Source organism: Corallococcus sp. AB030 (assembly GCF_003668965.1).
Classification (GTDB): Bacteria; Myxococcota; Myxococcia; order Myxococcales; family Myxococcaceae; genus Corallococcus; species Corallococcus exiguus.
Map to the genome: position 1 here is coordinate 51,968 of NZ_RAWQ01000009.1, position 20,030 is coordinate 71,997.

Annotated in this window: 12 protein-coding genes; 10 read left to right on the plus strand and 2 right to left on the minus strand. The window is 69.9% G+C overall.

The genetic code is table 11. The features are described from left to right. The first annotated feature begins 144 nt into the window (after window positions 1–144). The 5 genes from D7Y15_RS04200 to D7Y15_RS04220 all read left to right on the plus strand — a co-directional run bounded on the left by D7Y15_RS04200 (window position 145) and on the right by D7Y15_RS04220 (window position 9,629). Window positions 145–2,109, plus strand: a complete 1,965-nt coding sequence (locus tag D7Y15_RS04200; protein WP_120574404.1) for a DUF1585 domain-containing protein — start codon at window positions 145–147, stop codon at window positions 2,107–2,109. Continuing rightward, window positions 2,109–2,780 carry a hypothetical protein gene (locus D7Y15_RS04205; RefSeq protein ID WP_120574405.1) on the plus strand — a complete coding sequence of 224 codons (672 nt, stop codon included), beginning with the start codon at window positions 2,109–2,111 and terminating at the stop codon, window positions 2,778–2,780. The genes D7Y15_RS04200 and D7Y15_RS04205 overlap by 1 nt, the downstream gene beginning before the upstream one ends. 17 nt (window positions 2,781–2,797) lie before the next feature. Continuing rightward, window positions 2,798–4,216 (plus strand): DUF1501 domain-containing protein, encoded by a 1,419-nt coding sequence (locus tag D7Y15_RS04210; protein ID WP_121751771.1) that lies wholly within the window; start codon window positions 2,798–2,800, stop codon window positions 4,214–4,216. 21 nt (window positions 4,217–4,237) lie between these two features. Continuing rightward, window positions 4,238–5,785, plus strand: a complete 1,548-nt coding sequence (locus tag D7Y15_RS04215) for a hypothetical protein (protein WP_121751772.1) — start codon at window positions 4,238–4,240, stop codon at window positions 5,783–5,785. A gap of 94 nt (window positions 5,786–5,879) precedes the next feature. Beyond that, a complete protein-coding gene (locus D7Y15_RS04220; RefSeq protein ID WP_121751773.1) occupies window positions 5,880–9,629 on the plus strand; it encodes an FG-GAP-like repeat-containing protein in 3,750 nt (1,249 codons plus the stop codon). A 1-nt stretch (window position 9,630) separates the two neighbouring features. Here D7Y15_RS04220 and D7Y15_RS04225 read toward each other — a convergent pair whose 3' ends face one another. Together D7Y15_RS04225 and ligD are read right to left on the minus strand one after the other, a co-directional pair. Continuing rightward, window positions 9,631–10,584 (minus strand): DMT family transporter, encoded by a 954-nt coding sequence (locus tag D7Y15_RS04225; RefSeq protein WP_121751774.1) that lies wholly within the window; start codon window positions 10,582–10,584, stop codon window positions 9,631–9,633. 72 nt (window positions 10,585–10,656) lie between these two features. Further along, window positions 10,657–13,221, minus strand: a complete 2,565-nt coding sequence (gene ligD / locus D7Y15_RS04230) for a DNA ligase D (protein WP_121751775.1) — start codon at window positions 13,219–13,221, stop codon at window positions 10,657–10,659. A 251-nt stretch (window positions 13,222–13,472) separates the two neighbouring features. Here ligD and D7Y15_RS04235 point away from each other — a divergent pair, with 251 nt between their 5' ends. From D7Y15_RS04235 to D7Y15_RS04255, 5 genes are all read left to right on the plus strand, one after another. Then, window positions 13,473–13,958 carry a DUF2383 domain-containing protein gene (locus D7Y15_RS04235; RefSeq protein ID WP_120574411.1) on the plus strand — a complete coding sequence of 162 codons (486 nt, stop codon included), beginning with the start codon at window positions 13,473–13,475 and terminating at the stop codon, window positions 13,956–13,958. A gap of 44 nt (window positions 13,959–14,002) precedes the next feature. Next, the gene (hutF, locus tag D7Y15_RS04240) at window positions 14,003–15,385 is read left to right on the plus strand and encodes a formimidoylglutamate deiminase (protein ID WP_121751776.1); all 1,383 of its coding nucleotides are present in this window, start codon (window positions 14,003–14,005) and stop codon (window positions 15,383–15,385) included. Window positions 15,386–15,448: 63 nt separating this feature from the next. Then, entirely contained in the window at window positions 15,449–16,912 is a 1,464-nt protein-coding gene (locus D7Y15_RS04245) for a hypothetical protein (RefSeq protein WP_121751785.1), read from the plus strand. A gap of 144 nt (window positions 16,913–17,056) precedes the next feature. Next, entirely contained in the window at window positions 17,057–18,460 is a 1,404-nt protein-coding gene (locus tag D7Y15_RS04250) for a hypothetical protein (protein WP_120574413.1), read from the plus strand. 26 nt (window positions 18,461–18,486) lie between these two features. Then, a complete protein-coding gene (locus tag D7Y15_RS04255; RefSeq protein WP_121751777.1) occupies window positions 18,487–20,019 on the plus strand; it encodes a hypothetical protein in 1,533 nt (510 codons plus the stop codon). The last annotated feature ends 11 nt before the right edge of the window (window positions 20,020–20,030 follow it).

Genomic DNA, 20,030 nt, shown 5'->3' on the forward strand with positions numbered 1-20,030 from the left:
GCAACAGGGTCTCCAAGCGGAATCCTGCTAATACCTACATGTCGGTTGAATGGAATCGGTAAGGTCAACTAGATCTCAAACCGGAAATTCCTTCATACTTCGGTTCACTGCGTCACCCCCGACCCCCCCTCTCGGAGGTTCCCCGTGTTCAGCGTGCGTTGCCTTGCCCCCCTGGCGAGCGCCGCCCTCCTGCTCGCCCTGCCCGCAGCCGCTGAAGAAGCGGTGTGCGCGCCCGTGGCGAAAGTTCCCCTGGAGCGGCATCTCCGTCAGCTTTCTCTCGATTTGCTGGGACGTCCTCCGACCATGGAGGAGTACAAGGCGTTCCAGGCCAAGGGCTCCGTCACGGCGGAAGACGTCCGCGCGATGATGAAGGATGAGTCCTTCTACGCGCGGATGCGCAACTACCACCGCGCACTGCTGCGCTCGAACATCAACTCGAGCGTGCAGGGCAACGGCGACTACCGCGTGTCCGGCACGCCGCTGAGCTTCGCGGGCAACAACTCCAACACCCTGCGCGGCGGCCAGAGCCAGCGCTGTGATGGGGAGATCGCGCAGGACAGCTGCAAGGCGAACCCGCAGGACCCCCACCAGAGCAACTCCACGGCCCCCGCCTGTCGGGACGAGCAGGGCATCCCGCTGCCGGTCAGCTACGACTACGACACGAACTTCTACCAGTGCCGCCAACTGGACGTGGCCTCCACGTCGCCCGAGCTGAAGTTCGCGGACTGCAACGCGCTGAAGGCCGACGCGACGTACGGCAAGTACGTGAACTTCTGCGACAACCGCTACCTGGCCTCCGCGAGCAAGTCCGTGGGCTACCTCTGCCTGCCGGACCCGAACAAGAACACCACCAACATCCTGGTGCCGTTTCCGGCCACGGGCGTCATCACCGCCTGGGAGCATCCCACCACCCCGACGACCAGCATGAGGCTGGAACGCTGCGGGTTCGACATCTCCACGAACCAGAAGGGCGTCTGGAAGGCGCAAACAGGGTGCGTGCAGCGCGACGGCTACGTCACCACCACGGTGCAGCCCTACTGGTCCACTACCACGGAGACCGTGAAGGTGTGTGCCGTGGAGGCGCAGGACCGCGCGACGAACCCCTACACGGGTGCGTCCTGTGAAACGTCGCGCTTCAACAGCGACCGCAGCTGCGGCTGCGGCGACAAGATGCGCCGCTGCGAAATCACCGACGTGCACACCGCGCGCGTCGCTGCCTTCAACGAGGAGCCGCTCTACATCACGGACTCCGTGGTGCGGAACGACGAGCCCTACTTCAACATCCTCACCACCCGCCGCTCCTTCGTGAACGGCACGCTGTCGGAGTTCTACCGGCAGCGCCAGGGCGCGGGCGTCTTCAGCATCAAGTCCCCCGCGGACGCGGCCACGCTGCCCGCCGTGACGTACGCGAACGCCACCCAGTGGAGCGAGTACGTCCGTGAGGGCACCCACTCCGGCGTGCTCACCACGCCCGCGTTCCTCTACCGCTTCCCCACCCAGCGCGCCCGCGTGAACGAGTTCTACGAGGCGTTCCTCTGCAAGCACTTCGCCCCGGCCGCGGACGCGAACCTGCCGTCCCCGGACGACATCTGCAACCGGAGTAACAACCTGGCCACGCGCTGCGGCTGCAACTACTGCCACGCCACCATCGAGCCCACGGGCGCGCACTGGGGCCGCTACGCGGAGCGCTCCGCGCTGTTCCTGTCCCCGGATCAGTTCCCCAAGCTGGACGTGAAGTGCCGCGACTGCGCCCTCGCCGGTAACACCAGCTGCGACAACGAGTGCAGCCAGTACGTGATGCAGGCCTTCGACGGCGACGGCGCCAACTCGCTGGGCCTCCTGAAGACCTACCTCTACCGCACCGCGGACGAGGAGAAGAACATCGAGGGCGGCCCGCAGACGCTGGTGAAGCGGATGATGGAGACGGGCGACCTGGAGCGCTGCACCGTCAAGCGCGTCTGGAACGAGTTCCTGGGCCGCGCCATGACGGTCGAGGAGCAGCGGATGTACCTGCAGACGCTGTCGCAGGACTTCGCCAAGAACAACCACAGCCTCAAGGGCCTCATCGAGCAGGTGGTGATGTCCGACGCGTACCGGAGGATCGACTGATGCGCCGCCTTCTGCTGACCGCGCTGCTCGCGCTCGCCACGGGCTGCACCCAGGGCTCCGTGGACGTCCCCGCCAAGCCCGTCCCGCTGGACGCCCAGCTGGACCCCGTGCCCAACCCGCACGGGAACACGGATCAAATCGACCCGCTGCCGGACCCGGAGGCCCAGGGTGGCAGCGTGGGCCGCGCGCCCCGCCGCCTCACCGTCGCGCAGCTCAAGGAGTCCATCCGCGTCGCCGTGGGCATGGAGTGGGATGAGCTGGAGGCACGCGCCCAGTCGCTGGGCCGCGCCGACTACGCGCTCATCACCTCCGAGAACACGGAGCCCAACCTCGTCTTCGCCCGCTTCCTGGACGACGGCGCGCGCAAGGTCTGCATCGCCCAGGCGCAGAAGGACATCGCGCAGGCGGACCTGAGCCTGCGCACCCTGGGCCGCACGCTGCCCACGCCCATGAGCGACCTGACCAAGCTCACGGACGCGCAGGTGAACGAAACGCTCGTGTACCTCTCCACCCGGTTCTGGGGCGCGCCCCTCGCCGGTGAGGAGCTGACGCGCTACGCGACGTTCTTCCGCAAGGCCTCCGCTCGGGCCGAAACCCTCAAGAAGCGCGACCAGGCGCTGGCGGTGGTGTGCATCGCCATGCTGACGGACTCGCGCTTCATCACCTACTGACCTTGACGGTGCCTGCGATGAAGAAGACACGCCAAGACGACCTCAGCTCCCCCGAGCGCCGCGACTTCCTCAAGGCCGGAGCCGGCTTCATGGGCTCCCTCCTGCTGGGAGGCATCCCCTTCAAGGCCGTGGCCCAGGCGACGAACATGGCGCCGCCCGACCGCTGCTTCGTGTTCGTGTATTTCAGCGGAGGGTGGGACCAGTTGCTCGCGTTCGACCCGCGTGATCCGGCGGTGTTCACCGCCGACCGCGTCTCCGAGACGCGCATCATGCCGGGCTACAACCTGCTCACCGACGGGGCCTACGCGCAGATCCCCGTCATCCCCAAGGACCGGGCAGGGGCGGCCCCGTCGAACATCGCGTTCGGGCCGGCCATCGGCGACCCGCGCGTGCCCAACCTGTCGGACCACTACGACCTGATGACGGTGGTGCGCGGCATCAACATGAGCACGCTCACCCACGAGGTGGGCTACCGCTACTTCCTCACCGGGAAGATGCCCATCGGCAGCGCGGCGCGCGGCTCCTCCACCGCCACGGAGATCGTGGGCCAGATGAAGCCCACGGTGCCCATCCCGTCCATTGCCCAGGGCGTGGAGTCCTACAACGACCGCTACGGCGGCTACGCCAACGCGCTGCGCGTGAGCGGCCTGGCGGACCTGGTGCTCACGCTGGATCCGCCTGTCGCCGCGCGCCAGCTGGACAGCGAAATCGAGAAGAGCCTCATCGACCTCAACGGCATGCCCATCACCTGCGAGGAGCAGGCGCTCACCGCACGGGGCGTGGGCACCGCCTACGAGAGCAGCCGCGGCCAGATGCAGACGGTGATGGAGAACAAGCTGTCGGACTCGTTCCGCTTCCAGCTGGCGGCCAACCAGACCGTGCGCGACTTCTACGGGCTCAACGGCCAGTCCTACCCGTACAACAGCGCCGCGGGCCGCGCGGCCATGGTGGCCACCGCCCTGAAGAAGGGCATCAGCCAGTGCGTGTCCATCAACCTGGCGGGCGGCCTGGACACCCACTTCGGCACGCAGCAGACGCACGCGACCAACCAGCGCGCGGGCTTCAACGCGCTGAACCTGCTGGTGACGGACCTGCGCGCCACCCAGCACCCGGGCGGCGGCAACTTCATGGACCACACCACCATCCTGGTGTTCAGCGAGTTCGCTCGCACGCCCACCATCAACGCCACGGGCGGCCGTGACCACCACCTGTCCAACAGCTGCCTGATGATGGGCGCGGGCATCAAGCACAACCTGGTGGTGGGCCGCAGCGGTGACATCGGCATGTCGCCGGGTCTGGTGGACCTGCGCACGGGCGCCAATGATCCGAACGGCTCCAACATCTTCCCCGAGCACATCATCGCCACGGTGTTGGCCTCGGCGAAGCTGGACTACAGCATCACGCGGGTGGACCCGCTGCGGTTCATCCTTGCCTGAACCTTGATGAGCACTCCCCTCATGCGTCCCCGTCCGCGCCACGGTTCCCCCACCGTGGCGCGCTTCCTCCCCACCTCGCTCCTGCTGATGTCCGCGGTGCTGTCCACCGCATGCGGCGAGGACGCACCCCCGGGCAGCGACCCGGCGAAGCCCGCGGTCTTCAAGGCCCATCAGGTCACCACGGCGCAGTCCCTGTCCGCGGTGCCCGGCTTCGCGGACCAGTCCGGCGGCGGAATCTTCGCCACCGCGACAGGCGAGGCCGTGCGCCTGCGGCTGGATGGCACCAAGGCCGCGCTCGCCGCCCACCCGAAGAACACGGCGGCGCCAGGCTCCGTGCGCGCCACCTTCCGCCTGGGGCCGCACAGCGCCCTGGTGGAGACCGACCGTGGCCTGTTCCTCGCGGACCAGGGCTGGCTCATCGAACCGCTGTGGCAGGAGGTGCTGGGCACCGGCATCGTCGCCACCGCGCAGACCGCGGACGGCGCCGCCTGGATTGCCCATCCCACGGGCCTGTTCCAGATCCAGGGGGGGGTGCTCGCGTCGCTGAAGCTGTCCGGGCAGCCGCTCTCCGGCATCACCACCATGGCGGCCGCGCCCGCGGAGGACGGCCTCGCGGGCCTGTGGTTCGCGCGCGAGGGCAAGCTGAACGTGGTGGTGGCGTCCGCGCCGGGCGTCTACCAGGTGCGCGGCACGGACGCGCCGCTCGCGGGCGGTGAGACGGTGCGCGCGCTCGCGGGGCTGAGCGCGGGCACGGGCACGGCAGGGGAGACCTGGGTGCTCACCAGCACCCGCCTGCTGCGCCGGAACACGGACGGCTGGAGCACGGTGTCGCTGCCGGCGCTGCCCGAGCAACTCATGAGCGCGGGGCGCTTCCTCTGGGCCCGCGCCGGGGACCGGCTCTTCACCTACGACGCGGACGCGAAGGTCTGGGGCTCCGCGGAGGGGCTGCCGTCCGGCTCGGTGGTGCTGCTGGCCGCGGACGAGAGCGGCTGCGCGTGGGTGCGCGTGGGCGAGCAGTCCCTGTCCATCAGCCAGACTCCGGCGCCGCGCGTGACGGGCATGCACCAGGGCATGCTGGTGGTGGAGGACGGGCTGGTGGTCCAGGCCCGCCTGCCGCCGGGCACCGCGCCGAAGAGCGTCCACTTCCAACTGGAGAACCAGGATGTCGAAGCCACCGGGCCCGCGTTCAGCATGGGCGGCCTGGAGGCGGACGGCGAGACGCTCAAGGCGTTCTCCTTCTCCTCCCTGGCGCCGGGCGGCCACACGCTGAACGTCGTGTCCCGCTTCGAGGACGGCTCGGAGGCGCGCCGGCAGATGCCCTTCCTCTACCAGCCGCTCACCACGGTCCCCAGCTGGGCGCGCGACATCCGGCCCGTGCACGAGGCCCGCTGCGCCAAGTGCCACATCACCAGCCCCGGCCGGCCGCTGAACACCTACGAGTTGTGGAAGACCAACGCCCAGCTCATCAACGCGGCGGTGCGCGACCTGCGCATGCCCGCGGATGGGCCGTTGGATCCGCAGGGCATCGCCCTCATCCAGCGTTGGGTGTCTTCCGGCGCGCTGCCCTGAAGTCGCTGCTTCAAGACTGCTTCTCAAGTCAGTACATGCGCCCGTCTTCCTTTCGTCCCGGGGGAGGACGGGCGCCCCCTTCCGAGGCACCCTCATGAAACGTCTCCTCCGCGCGACCCCCCTCGCGGTGCTGCTGACCCTGGCCTGTGACGGTGAGCTCAAGCCCGCCGAGCAGCTTCCCTACGTGGGCCCCTGCGAGGGCCTTGCCCCGCTGTCGCTGTCGGCGGAACCCACGACGGTGCGCTCCGGCGACGTGGCCACGCTGACGGCCGGCGGCGGCAGCGGCCACTACTCCTTCCGGGCGGAGGCAGGCGGCTCCTCCGGCGACATGCGCGGCAACCGCTTCGTCGCGGGCGGCACGGCCGGCGAGGCCACGCTGACGGTGGTGGATGAGCAGTGCGGCGGCGCCACCAGTGTGCGGGTGAAGGTGATCTCCAGGTTCGGCGTCGCGCCCGCGCGCGCGATGTTGCGGCCGGGCACGTCCTTTCAAATCGCCACCGAAGGCCTAGTGGGCACGGCGACCTTCACGCTCACCGGCAACGGCTCCGGCGCCACGCTCACCGACACGGGCCTCTACACGGCGGGGCAGGTGGAGGCGCAGGACGTCATCACGGTGCGCGACACGAAGTCCGGCGACACGGAGTCGCTCCAGTACACCGTGAGCAAGGCCGCGAAGCTGGTGGGCGACCCGCAGTACCTGGGCGTGCCGTCGGGCTCGTCCGCGCCGCTGGGCACCACGGGCGGCTCGGACCGCGTGACGTGGACGAAGAAGTCCGGCCCCGGCTCCGTGGTGAACGGCCGCGTCGTGGTGGAGGCGGGTGCGACCGGCACCGTCGTGCTGGAGGCGAAGGACGCCTTCACCGGCGACGTGGCCCCGGTGTCGGTGCGCGTGCTGGACGAGCTGACGCGGCCCCTGCTGGCGCACGGCAAGCTGTCGGACGTGGCCACGCTGGTGACCGCTGACTTCGACGGTGACGGCATCCAGGACCTGGCGGTGGGTCAGCGCGAGAGCGAGCTGTCGCGCCCCACGGGCGGCGCGGTGTTCATCTACAAGGGCAGCGCGTCCGGCCTGCCCACGAAGCCCACCTGGGTGCTGACGGGTGAGACGGAGGGCGCGCTCTTCGGCGACATGCTGGCCGCGGGTGACCTGGACGGCGACGGCATCGCGGACCTGGCGGTGTCCTCGCCGGCCGCGGACGTCACCATCGGTGACTCGGGCGCGGTGTACCTCTACTCGTTCAAGCCGGGCCAGGGGCCCGCGCTGATGAGGCCCGCGCTCACGGGCCTGGGCCGCGGCGGGTTCGGCACGGGCCTGGCCATCGCGGACGCGGATGGCGACGGGGACATGGACCTGTTCGTGGGCTCGCCCGGCGCGGACCTGTCCACCCTCTCTGGCATCAGCCGGCGCGGCGTCATCGACATCTTCATCCTCACCAAGGGACAGGCCGTTCCGGACCTGCCGGTGGTGCGCCTGGGCGGCCAGGACGTGAAGGATACCGGCGAGTTCTTGCTGAAGAGCACCACGGAGCTGGGCCGGGCGCTCGTGGTGGCGGACCTCAACGACGACGGCCGGCCGGACCTGGCGGCGCTGCACCGGCTGACCCGTTACAATGCGGACGGCACCGCCAATGGGCAGCAGATGGCCGTGGCGGTGTACTTCGCGCGCGACACGGCGCCGCGCTATCGCTCCGCGCCGGACCAGTACGTGCTGGTGTCCAACACCGCCGTGGAGACGATGGCCAACGAGGGCACCTTCCGTCTGGGCGCCATTCCGGGTGAAGGCAGCCGGCCCCCGTTCCTCCTGGTGATGGCGGACAAGGCGGACGCGCCGGACCTGCGCACGTCGGGCGGCGTGGCGGCGGCGCAGGACGCGGGTGGCGCGTACCTGTTCGACCTGCGGGGCGCGACGCTGCCGGCGGATCCAGCGACGGTGAAGCCGGCGACGGTGCCGTTCGCGAACGCCTACGCGCGCTTCTACGGCGACGCGCGGAGCATCACCGCGACGCGCAGCTGGGCGGTGATGGACGTGGACGGCACGCCGGGGCCGGAGCTGCTCCTGGGCGCGCCGTACGCGGCGGTGACGGCGGGCACGGCCACGCTGGGCAACGCGGGCAAGGTGCTGGTGTTCCCGCTCACCGGCCTGTCGAAGGACACGGTGATGAACAAGCCGCTCGCGGCGTTGGGCGGCGCGGCGAAGTCGGAGGTGCTGGGCGCGGGCCTCGCGGCGTGGAACCTGCCGTCGGGTCCGGTGCTGGCGGGCTTCTCCGGCCGCGCGTCTTCCACGGCGGGCGCCTTCACCGGTCGCGTGGATGTCTTCTCCAAGGCCGGTGCGACGATCGCGGAGTGGTCGCGCAGCGGCATGGATGTCACGGCCAAGGCCAGCGTGGAGCGCTTCGGAGAGACCGTGGCGGTCGCGCGCCTGAACGACAAGGTGATGGCGCTGGTGGGCTCGCCGGGCTTCTCCGGTCCGGGCCCCAACAGCGACGGCGCGGACATGACCGTGGGCCGCGCGTACACCTTCGACACCGCGGAGCCGGGCAAAGCCATCGTGTCAGGGGAGGGCGCCAGCTCTCCGTGGCACGGAGGCCGCAACGTGGGCGTGGACGTGGCGTTCACGGACTTCAACGGCGACGGCCGGCCGGACATGGTGGCCGGCGCCACGGGGCTCGTCATCCCGGCGACGAACTCCGCCGCGACGGAGCGCGACCCCTACGTGGCGAACGCCTGCATGACGACGGCCACGCAGTCGCTGGGCGGACTGCTGGTGTCGCTGGGGCAGGCGGATGGCACCTTCAAGCAGGCCTACCGCGTGTTCGCGCCGTCCGTGGTCACCGGCTGCCACGACCCGGCGAACACCCGCTGCAAGCGCACCACCATCGGCCGGGGCGTGGTGGGCGGCTTCGACTTCAACGGAGACGGCAAGCAGGACCTGGCCGTGCTGCGCGACCGCGGCATCGACGTGTTCCTGGGCCGCGCGCCCGAGGATGCGTCGCTCGCGAAGATGACGCTGGCCTGTGACCCGGCCTGGTCCTGGCCGACCACCGCCATGCCGGACGCGTCCGAGGGCGGTGATTGGGCGAGCACCACGATGCCGACGACCTCCGCCATCGCCACGGTGGGTGACCTCAACGGGGACGGCTGCCACGAGGTGGCGTGGCGCTACTCGGACAACGCGCACTCGGGCATCGTGATTGCCTACGGCTTCGACGCGGGCGGCACGAGGTGTGGTGGCCGCACGGCGTCCTCCATGGTGCGCATCGCGGGGGATCCGGAGAAGAAGATCGCGCTGATGAACCTGGGCATTGCCACCACGCGCGCGGGGAAGTTCCTGGGGGACTCGCGAGACTTCATCGCGGTGTCGGCCAACAACTACCTGTTCGAGGGCGTGAACCAGCCCACGGTGTTGCTCTACGACGTCGCCGCCATCAACGCGAAGCGCCCGGCCAATGGCGAGACCGTGGTGGGCGCCATCAACGACGGGCTGACCCCCATCCCCGTGACGTACCGCGCCCGCGCGGTGAGCTTCGGCACGTCGCTGTCGGGTGGCAGGGACCTGAACGGTGACGGCGTGCCGGACCTGTGGGTGGGCGCGCCCAACGCATCGGTGGCCTCGGACGGCGACGGCGCGGCGTTCCTCTTCGCCGGCGGCGTGAAGTCCACTGGAGCCCTGTCGCCCTTCCTGCTGGTGGTGGGCGACGGCGCGGAGCGCTCCTACCTGGGCCAGTCCATCGCCGTCGTCCCCGGCTCCGGAGGCTCGCCGCCGTCGGTCGTCATCGGCGCGCCGAGGAGCTACCGCACCGGCACGCAGAACGGCACGGCGTACGCGCTGCCCCTGCCGTTCTGATTCAGCCCGCGGGTGGGGCTTCCGGAGGCACCTTCGCCTCCGGAGCCTCGTCGCGGTTGGCGAGCGCCGCCGCAGTGAGGATGAGCGCGCCGCCCGCGAGCAGCGACGGCGTGAGCGGCTCGCCCAAGAGCGCCACGCCCAGCGTCACCGCCACCAGCGTGTCCAGGAGCGCCATGGCGCCCAGCGCCGCCAGCGAGATGCGCGGCAGCAGCCAGTACAGGCACTGGTAGGTGAGCACCGTCCCGCCCAGCGCCAGGTACAGGAGCGCGCCCACCGCCTTCGGTGTCCAGTGCGCCGGCTGGTTCCACTCCAGCATCGCGGACGCGGAGAGCAGCAGCACCGCGCTGCTCAACGTCTGCACCAGCGTCAGCAGGTGCGGCGGTACGTGCGTCATGTGCCGGCGCACCAGCACGTTGGCCACCGCCACCACCGACGCCGCGAACAGCGTCATCGCGCAGCCCAGCAGCACCTGTCCGGAGAAGCTGAGTGACACCAGTTCCTTGTACTGGAGCGCCACCACGCCCGTCAGGCCCAGCGCCGCGGCGAAGAGCTTGCTCCCGGTGAGCGGTTGGTCCGGAAACACGAAGCGGCCCACCATCAGCAGCCACACCGGGAAGGTGGAGAAGAGGAGCGCGGACCAGCTGGAGGGAATCCACTGCTGCGCCACGAAGAGCAGCCCGAAGGGCACCGCCAGCTGGAGCACGCCCAGCCCCGCGATGCGCCACCCGGTGCCGCCCCCCAGCGCCGTCCCGCGCGAGCGCGCGAAGGGCAACAGCGCCACCCCGGCCACGAGCATGCGCGTGCCCACGAAGCGAAGGGGCGGCAGGTCCTCCAGCCCCACCTTCACGGCGGCCCACGTGGAGCCCCAGAGGATGAAGCAGGTGGCGTAGGCGAGGGACACCTTCCACCGCGGCGCGGGCTTCACGGCCGGGGGCACGACGGTCACGGACGACATGGCGGCGCCGCACTAGCACGCGCCGCCCCTTCGGGAAACATCCGTTCAGGGCGCGGCGTGTCAGCCGCAAGCTCACCCGTCTGGCAGCACCTGCTTCACCCGGAGCACGGGCGCGAACAGGTCCCCCACGGCGTCCAGGCGCTTCTTCAACGTCTTCAGGCGGAAGCGGTACGGGTCCAGGCGACCGTTCACCTCGCTCCAGTCGAGCGGCGCGGAGAAGGGAGCACCCTCCACGGCGCGCAGGGAGTAGGGCGCCACCACCGTCTTGCCGCGCGCGTTCTGTCCCGCGTCGATGTAGAGCCGCCCGCCGCGCTCGCGGATGGAGCGCTCCGTGGTGGCGATGTCGCCCAGCTCCTCCTCCAACTCGCGCGCCCGCGCGTTCGCGAACGCCTGGGTGCGCGCGTAGGTGTGGCCCGGCGCCAGAGGCACCAGCACGTGCAGGCCGCGCTTGCCGGACGTCTTCGGGAAGCCCTTGAGCCCCAACTCGTCCAGGCGCGCGTGCAGCAGGGTGGCCACCTTCACCACGTCCTTCCAGCCACCCTCGCCAGGGTCCAGGTCGAACACCACGAAGTCCGGCTGTGCCAGCCGTGGCGCGTGGGACAGCCACATGTGCAGCGTGAGCGCGGACTGGTTGGCGAGCCACAGGAGCGCGGACGCGTCCTTCACGTTCACGTGGCGCAGCGTCTTGTCCTCATGGCGCACGCGCAGCGTGGGCATCCACGTGGGGATGCCGGACAGCTCGTGCCGGAAGAAGCCCGCGGCCTGGATGCCCGCGGGCCACTGCTGGTGGGCCAGGGGCCGGTCCGCGAGCACGGGCAACAGCAGCGGCGCCACCTGCTCGTAGTACGCGAACACGTCCGCCTTCGTCAGGCCGGACTCGGGGAACAGAACACGTTCGCCGTGCGTGAGGGCCACCTCCGGCGCGCGTTGCTTCCCTCGCGGCGTCTTCATGGCGGGCGCCTTCGCGGTGCGGGCGGCGGCCTGCATGGGCGCGCGCCTCGAGCCCCGGCGTGCGGCACCTTCGATGGGGGCGGGGTGTTCGCGCACGACCTCCTTCGGCACCTTGTCGCCGCGCAGGCCCTGGAACACGGGATGGCGCAGACGGCCGTCCTTCGTCCATTCGGTGAAGTTCACCTGGGCCACGTACTTCGGCTTCACCCAGACGGTGTCCGTGTTCGTGGGCGCATCCACGGCGGCGGGCTTCTTCACGCGCGTGGCGTCCAGCAGCCAGCGCAGCTCGCGGCGGTCCGCGGAGGTGTAGCCCGTGCCCACCTTGCCCACGTCGTGGAAGCCGTTCTTGCCGCGCACGCCCACGCGCAGCGCGCCAATCTCCGACTTCGCCCGCGCGTTCTTGATGGGCAGGTACCCCAGGATGACGACCTCCTGGCCCGCCACCACCTTCAGCTTCAGCCAGTCCCCGGAGCGCGTGCCCGTGTAGGGCGCGTCCTTGCGCTTGGCGATGATGCCCTCCCACCCCTTGCGCCGCGCCTCCAGCAGGGCGCGCGACAGCGGCAGGTCCAGCTTCTCGGAGAGCTGCAGCGGCGACTTCACGTCGGCCATCAGCTGCTCCAACCGCGCGCGGCGCTCCTCGTAGGGGAGCTCGCGCAGGTCCTCGCCGTCCAGCCACAACAGGTCGAACACCATGAAGCGCTGCTCCGCGCCTTCCTCCGTGTGCTGCAGGAGCTGGAAGCGCGAACGCCCCTTCTCGTCGAGCGCGATCACCTCTCCGTCCACCACCACGTCCCGCACGGGCAGCTCGCGCAGCGAAGCGGCGAGCCGGCCGAAGCGGCTCGTCAGGTCGTTGCCCCGGCGGCTCTGGAAGGCGAGCTTCCCCTTCGTGAGGGCGCACACGGCGCGGAAGCCGTCGTACTTCACCTCGTAGGAGTGCGTCTCGTCGTGCACTTCGTCGGACACCGCCAGCCGCGCGAGCATGGGCGGCCACACGCGCTCCAGCAGTTGCTCTGGCGTCTTCGGGGGACGCGCCGCCTTCGCGGACTTGCGCACGACCTTCTGCAGGCGCGCCGCGGGCTTCTTGTCGCGCAGCACGCCGGGCTTGCGAGGCCCTTGCGTCTCCACCTGGCCGCTCTTCACGGACTCGGGGCGCTCCACGGTGACGTCGTAGTCGGCCTTGGCGTATGCGTCCTTCGCCTTGAAGAAGAGCCACTGCGCCTTGCCGCCGCGCGGCCGCGTGCGGATGAGGTGCCAGCGTCCCTTGAGCTTCGCGCCGTGCAGAAGGACCTCCAGGTGCCCGCGCTTCAGCTGCGCCTCGGCGTCGCCGGGAGGCACGACCTCGAAGGTGCCGGACTCCCAGAGCAGCGAATCACCGCCGCCGTACTGGTCGTCCGGGATGTGGCCCTCGAAGTCCGCGTAGGAGCGCGGGTGGTCCTCAGTCTGGACCGCGAGCCGCTTCACGGAGGGGTCATGGCTGGGGCCCTTGGGAATGGCCCAGCTCACCAGCACGCCGCCAATCTCCAGGCGCAGGTCGTAGTGCAGGCGCGTGGCGTCATGTTTGTGGATGACGAAGACGGGCGCGGACGTCCTCGGCGCCACCACGTCCGGGGACGGCTCGGGGGTGAGCTGGAAGTCGCGCTTCGTCTGGTAGCGCCGCAGCCGCTTCTGGGTCTCGGAGGTCTTCACCCTCCAACGCTCTGCACAGGAGGGCGGGCGCGCAATTCCTTACATGGCCTGGTGGGCGACCAGGAGGGCAGGCGCTCCATGCGGACCCGGGACCCGCTTTTCGGCCACACCCCCGAGTGAAACGCAGGCTGCCCGCCTGCCCTGGGTGCGGAGGAGGGATGGGTACCGGGGAGGGCCGTTGGTTCCGCGCGGAGGAGGCCCCACGTTGTTCGGGCCCAAGCATTCTCGGCACCCGGTTGGAGGAGGCACCCATGGCCAACAAGTCCGAAGTGGATCGTCTGCACAGCCTGGCCCAGCTCGATGCCGACGCGGTGGGCGCGTATGACGTGGCCATCGCCCGCATCGGGCCCGCCCTGGTGCGCGAGCGACTCAACAGCTTCCGCGCGGACCACCTGCGCCACGTGCAGGACCTCAACGCGCTCATCCAGCACTTCGGGGGCGAGCCGGTGACGCTGCGCCCGGACCTGAAGGGCTCCGCGATGAAGGGCCTGACGGCCATGACGGGGCTGATGGGGACGGAGGCCACGCTGTGGGCCATGTTGGGCAACGAGGAGCTGTTCGACCGGGCCTATGAGCTGGCGCTCCAGTTCGAGTGGTCCCCGGAGGTGAAGGCCCTCATCCGGCGCCACCGTGAGGACGAACGGCGCCACGGCACGTGGATCCGCGACGCGGTGCGCACCCGGCCCTGGGCGGACAGCCGATTGCCCTTCATGGACACCGCCGAAATGGGCGCCTGAAGCCGCTACCGCGCGTCGCGGCGAACTGGCATACGCTGCCGCGCGTGAGCGACATCACTGTCTACCAACCCGACTTCCTCTTCACGGAAGGGCGTTTCCACGAAGGCCGAGCGCTGGCGGTGGGCGCGGATGGCCGGGTCCTCGCCGCGGTGCCCGAAGGCGCGCGCGTGGAGCGGCTCGCGGGGCGGGCGCTGTTGCCGGGGCTCGTCAACGGCCACTCGCACGCGTTCCAGCGGCTCATCCGCGGGCGCACCGAATACGTGGCGTCCGCCGGAGGCCAGGACGACTTCTGGTCCTGGCGCGAGGCGATGTACCGCGCCGCGGAGGCGCTCACGCCGGATGAAGTCCACATCGCCTCCCGGCAGGTGTTCCTGGAGATGGTGCTCGCGGGCATCACCACGGTGGGCGAGTTCCACTACCTGCACCACCAGCCGGATGGGACGCCCTACGCGGACCGCAACGCGCTGGCGCACGCGGTCATCCGCGCGGCCACGGACGTGGGGCTGCGCATCTGCCTGCTGCGGGTGGGCTACGGGCGCGCGGGCTTCAACGTGCAAGCGAACCCGCGCCAGCGCCGCTTCATCGACGCGGACGTGGACACGTTCCTGTCCACCACGGAGGCGCTGGCCCACGCGACACGCGGTGACGCGCGGGTGAACGTGGGGCTCGCGCCGCACAGCGTGCGCGCGGTGTCGCGGGACTGGCTGACGCAGGTGGCCCGCTCCGCGCCCGCCGGCATGCCCATCCACATGCACGTGGCGGAGCAGCCGAAGGAGATTGAGGCGTGCCTCGCGGAGCACGGCCGCCGTCCGGTGGAGCTGGTGTCGGACGTGGGCCTGCTGGGGCCGCGCTTCACGGCCGTGCACGGCGTGCACCTGACGGAGGACGAAGTGGCGCTGCTGGGCCGCGCGGAGGCCACGGTGTGCGCGTGCCCGTCCACGGAGCGCAACCTGGGTGACGGCATCGTGCCGGCGGACGCGCTGGTGAAGGCCGGGGCGCGCGTGAGCTTCGGCTCGGACAGCCAGACGGTGGTGGACCTGCTGGACGAGGCCCGGCAGCTGGAGCAGCACCTGCGGCTGGTGCGGCTGCGCCGCGCGGTGCTGGACCCGGGAACAGGGACGCTGGATGGACTGGCGGCGCGGCTCTTCGACATGGCCACGGTGCAGGGCGCGCGAAGCCTGGGGATGGGCACGGGCACGCTGTCGCCGGGGTCGCCCGCGGACTTCTTCACGGTGGACGTGCATCACCCGTCGCTGGTGGGCGCGAGCTCCGCGTCGCTCCTGCCGGGCATCGTCTTCGGCGCGGCGGGAGGCGCGGTGCGCGAGGTGGCGGTGGCGGGGCGGCTCGTGGTCCGGGACGGCCGCCATCCGCTGACGGAGGAGAGTGGCAGGGCCTTCCAGCAGCTCGCCCGGCGCCTCTACCCGTAGGGGAGGGGACCCGGTTCGATATGGGGGGCGCCGTCGGCGCGTTGAGGGTGCGGGAGGATGTGGATGCGTTCAGGAATCTGGTTGTCGCTGGTGATGCTGATGGGACTGGCGGTGGGGGGCTGTGCCGGGCGGCAGGACCTGGAGACGCCGGACTACGAAGCCATCTACGACATGCCGCTGGAGGAGATGTGGCCGTCGGTCCGTGAGTACTTCACGGACGCGAATCTGCCCTACCGGGAGGACCGGGGCAGCCTGGTGCTGGAGACCGAGTGGAAGCAGGAGTTCGGCGGCTCGAAGATCGCCGGCTACTGGCACCGCTACATGGTCATCGGCAAGCGGGAGACGCCGACCAAGAGCAAGTTGTGGATCATCCGCATCACCAAGACGGTGAACAAGGCGCTGGCCCAGCCCGGCCGGCAGCTGGATTGGGGCGCTGGCCGCGGGCTCGGCGGACCTCCCGGTGATCGCGGTACGGGGGCCCCGGGGGATGCGTCCGCGAGCGAGGCGTATGGCGTCTCCGTGGAGGACGATGCGGACCGGCTCGCCTTCCCGGTGGGAGAGAACGCCTTCTACGTGGACTCGGGACAGGGCACGCGAGACCTGACCATGGAGTGGCGGGTGTTCCGGGGCATCATGCCGAAGTTCGCGAAGCAGCAGGCGGTGAGCGCGGAGCAGCAGGTGGCGAAGGCGCCGGGCGCGAAGGACGCACCGGCATTCACCGAGTGCGGCCAGTCCATCCTCGGCCTGAAGAAGCTGGCGCAGGCGGGTGGGGTGATGCTGCTGGGTGAGCTGCACGGCACGCAGGAGGTGCCGCGCTTCATCGCGCAGTCCGTGTGTCAGCTCGTCACGGCGGGCATGCCGGTGACGGTGGGCCTGGAACTTCCGGTGGAGAACGAGGAGCGAATCTCCACGTTCCTCCAGAGCCAGGGCGGCGAGGTGGACTGGCTCAAGCTGATGGAGGCCCCCTTCTGGCGCAGCCCGTATCCGGACGGACGTGGCAGCGAGGCGGTGGCGAACATGCTGGAGCAGCTGCGGCAGTTGCGAGCGCAGGGCCTGGACGTGGCGGTGTTCGTCTACGACCACCCGAAGCTGTCCGGCCAGCAGCGTGAGGACGCGCTGACGAAGACGGTGCTGGCGCAGGTGAAGGCGACACCCAAGCGCTTCCACCTGGTGGTGAGTGGCAACGTCCATCCGCGCACGGCGAAGGGCCTGCCCTGGGACAAGCAGTACAAGCCCATGGGCTACCTGCTGAAGGACCAGGTCGAGGACGTCACGGCGCTGGACATGGCCTACGACAGCGGCACGGCGTGGATCTGCGCGGCGGATGTGCAGGGACGCAAGCTGGACTGCGGTGTGAAGGAAGCGAAGGGGAAGGACAACGGCGACCGCTTCTTCGTGCACCGGTGGAACTCAACCAACAAGGAGGGCTACCACGGGGTCTTCTATGTGGGCCACGTGACGGCGTCCGAACCCGCCATCAACAAGGGTCTGGGGAACCCGGACGCGGCGCCCGCGTCCGCTCCGTAACCCGGACCCGAGGCAGAAGCACAGGGGCCGTGCGAGTCACCGGAGCCGGTGGCCCGCGCGGCCTCTGGCTTTTCACGGGCCTCGATATGTCCACCGCCCCCACGACGTTATTCGGGCATCGCGGAACGAGAGGGGACACTGCGAATGCGCTCGATGGTGAAAGTGGGATGGCTGGCGTTGCTCCTGGCGGTGGGTTGCGCGGGGCGGCAGGACCTGGAGACGCCGGACTACGAAGCCATCTACGACGTGCCGCTGGAGGAGATGTGGCCGTCGGTCCGTGAGTACTTCAAGGATGCGAACCTGCCCTACCGGGAGGACCGGGGCAGCCTGGTGCTGGAGACCGAGTGGAAGCAGGAGTTCGGCGGCTCGAAGATCGCGGGCTACTGGCACCGGTACATGGTCATCGGCAAGCGGGAGACGCCGACGAAGAGCAAGCTGTGGATCACCCGCATCACCAAGTCGGTGAACAAGGCGCTGTCCCAGCCGGGCAAGGAGATCGACTGGGGTATCTCCCGGGCCGTTGCCGGGGGCGATGATCCGAATGTCCTGAGCGTGGAAGACACTGAGGACCGGCTGGCCTTCCCGGTGGGAGAGAACGCCTTCTACATGGAGTCGGGACAGGGGACGCGCGACCTGACCATGGAGTGGCGGGTCTTCCGGGGCATCATGCCCAAGCTCGCGAAGACGCAGCCGGTGAAGACGGAGCAGCCGGTGGCGAAGGCAGCGGCGACGTTCACCGAATGCGGCCAGTCCATCCTCGGCCTGAAGAAGCTGGCGAAGGCGGGTGGGGTGATGCTGCTGGGTGAGCTGCACGGCACGCAGGAGGTGCCGCGCTTCATCGCGCAGTCCGTGTGTCAGCTCGTCACGTCCGGCATGCCGGTGACGGTGGGCCTGGAGCTGCCGGTGGAGAACGAGGATCGCATCACCACCTTCCTCCAGAGCCAGGGCGGTGACGTGGACTGGCTCAAGCTGATGGAGGCCCCGTTCTGGCGCAGCCCGTATCCGGACGGCCGAGGCAGCGAGGCGGTGGCGAACATGCTGGAGCAGTTGCGCCACTTGCGAGCGCAGGGCCTGGACGTGGCGGTGTTCGTCTACGACCACCCGAAGCTGTCCGGCCAGCAGCGCGAGGACGCGCTGACGAAGACGGTGCTGGCACAGGTGAAGGCAAAGCCGGAGCGCTTCCACCTGGTGACGAGCGGCAACATCCATCCCCGCACGGCGAAGGGCCTGCCCTGGGACAAGCAGTACCAGCCCATGGGCTACCTGCTGAAGGACCAGGTCGAGGACGTCACCGCACTCGACATGGCCTACGACAGCGGCACGGCGTGGATCTGCGCGGCGAACAAGCAAACCAGCAAGCTGGACTGCGGTGTGAAGGAAGCGAAGGGGAAGGACAACGGCGACCGCTTCTTCATGCACACGTGGAGCTCGGCCAACAATGACGGCTACCACGGCGTCTTCTACGTGGGGCACGTGACGGCCTCCGAGCCCGCTGTCCTCAAGGGCCTGGGGAACCCGGGAGCGGTGTCGCCCCCGTCGGGTCAGTGATGAATGCCACGAAGGGAGCACTGCGAATGCGCTCGATGCTGAACGTGGGATGTCTGGCGGTGTTCCTGGCGGCGGGCTGTGCCGCACGTCCAGTGGACTGGGACCTGATGGGGCGGGAGGCCATCTACGACCGGCCCCTGGAGGAAGTGTGGCCCTCCGTGCGCCAATACTTCGTGGACGCGAAGCTGAGCTTCCGCGAGGCCCCGGACAGCCCGGTGCTGCAGACCGAATGGAAGGAGGAGTTCGGTGGCTCGAAGATCTCCGGCTACTGGCACCGCTATCTCGTGCTGGGCAAGCGGGAGACGCCCACGAAGAGCAAGCTGTGGATCATCCGCGTCACCCGCAGCGCGAACAAGACGCTCTCCGCGCCCGGCAAGGAGCTGGAGTGGGGCGCGAGCCGCAACATGGGCATGGACCGCCGGCGGATGGAGGATATCCGCCAGGGACTCGTTCCCGCGCCCGGAGCTCCGGAGACGCTCGAAGGCGGCCTCGGCCTCAGCATGGAGGATGACGAGGACCGGTTCGCGATGCCGCGCGGAGAGAACGCCATCGTCGCGGAGTCCGCGCATGGCACGCGCGACCTGACCATGGAGTGGCGGGTGTTCAACGCCATCGCGCCGGGCCTGGAGGCGAAGGACGGGAGCCCCCCACGCACGTCCATGCAACCGGTGGCGAAAGCACCCGAAGCGGAGTCCGCGCCTGCGTTCACCGAGTGCGGCGCGCCCATCCTCGGCCTGAAGGCCCAGGCGAAGGCGGGCGGGGTGATGCTGCTGGGAGAACTGCATGGCACGCAGGAGGTGCCGCGCTTCATCGCGCAGTCCGCCTGCCAGCTCACCGGGGTGGGCACGCCCGTGTCGGTGGGCCTGGAGCTGCCAGTGGAGAACCAGGCGCGCATCACCACCTTCCTCCAGAGCCAGGGCAGGGAAGAGGACTGGCTCAAGCTGATGGAGGCCCCGTTCTGGCGCAGCCCGTACCCGGACGGCCGAGGCAGCGAGGCGGTGGCGAACATGCTGGAGCAGTTGCGGCAGTTGCGCGCACGAGGCCTGGACGTGGTGGTGTTCGTCTATGACCACCCGAAGCTGACGGGACAACAGCGCGAGCAGGCCCTGGCCGCCACGGTGTTGAAGGAAGTGGAAGCTGGCCCCGCGCGCTTCCATCTGGTGGTGAGCGGCAACATCCATCCCCGTACGGCGAAGGGCCTGCCCTGGGACAAGCAGTACCAGCCCATGGGGAGGCTCCTGGCCGCCCGGCTGAAGCACGTGGTGGCGCTGGACGTGGCCTATGACAGCGGCTCGGCGTGGATCTGCGCGCCGGACGAACGCAGCCGCAAGCTGGACTGCGGCGTGAAGGAAGCGAAGGGCAAGGACAACGGCGACCGCTTCTTCGTGCACGTCTGGGATTCGCCCAACAAGGACGGCTACCACGGCGTCTTCTACGTGGGCCGGGTGACGGCGTCCGCGCCCGCCATCTCCAAGGGGCTGGGCCGGCCGGGAGCGGATGACAACTCCGTGTTCCCCTCGGCCACGGACGCGGACGCGGTGGCCTCCGCGCGACGCTGAGGGCACGGCCA

Coding starts and splice junctions, on each gene's coding strand:
- D7Y15_RS04205 (WP_120574405.1), top strand. CDS start 2,109: ATGCGCCGCCTTCTGCTGACCGCGCTGCTCGCGCTCGCCACGGGCTGC.
- D7Y15_RS04210 (WP_121751771.1), top strand. CDS start 2,798: ATGAAGAAGACACGCCAAGACGACCTCAGCTCCCCCGAGCGCCGCGAC.
- D7Y15_RS04215 (WP_121751772.1), top strand. CDS start 4,238: ATGCGTCCCCGTCCGCGCCACGGTTCCCCCACCGTGGCGCGCTTCCTC.
- D7Y15_RS04220 (WP_121751773.1), top strand. CDS start 5,880: ATGAAACGTCTCCTCCGCGCGACCCCCCTCGCGGTGCTGCTGACCCTG.
- D7Y15_RS04225 (WP_121751774.1), bottom strand. CDS start 10,584: ATGTCGTCCGTGACCGTCGTGCCCCCGGCCGTGAAGCCCGCGCCGCGG.
- D7Y15_RS04235 (WP_120574411.1), top strand. CDS start 13,473: ATGGCCAACAAGTCCGAAGTGGATCGTCTGCACAGCCTGGCCCAGCTC.
- D7Y15_RS04245 (WP_121751785.1), top strand. CDS start 15,449: ATGCGTTCAGGAATCTGGTTGTCGCTGGTGATGCTGATGGGACTGGCG.
- D7Y15_RS04250 (WP_120574413.1), top strand. CDS start 17,057: ATGCGCTCGATGGTGAAAGTGGGATGGCTGGCGTTGCTCCTGGCGGTG.
- D7Y15_RS04255 (WP_121751777.1), top strand. CDS start 18,487: ATGCGCTCGATGCTGAACGTGGGATGTCTGGCGGTGTTCCTGGCGGCG.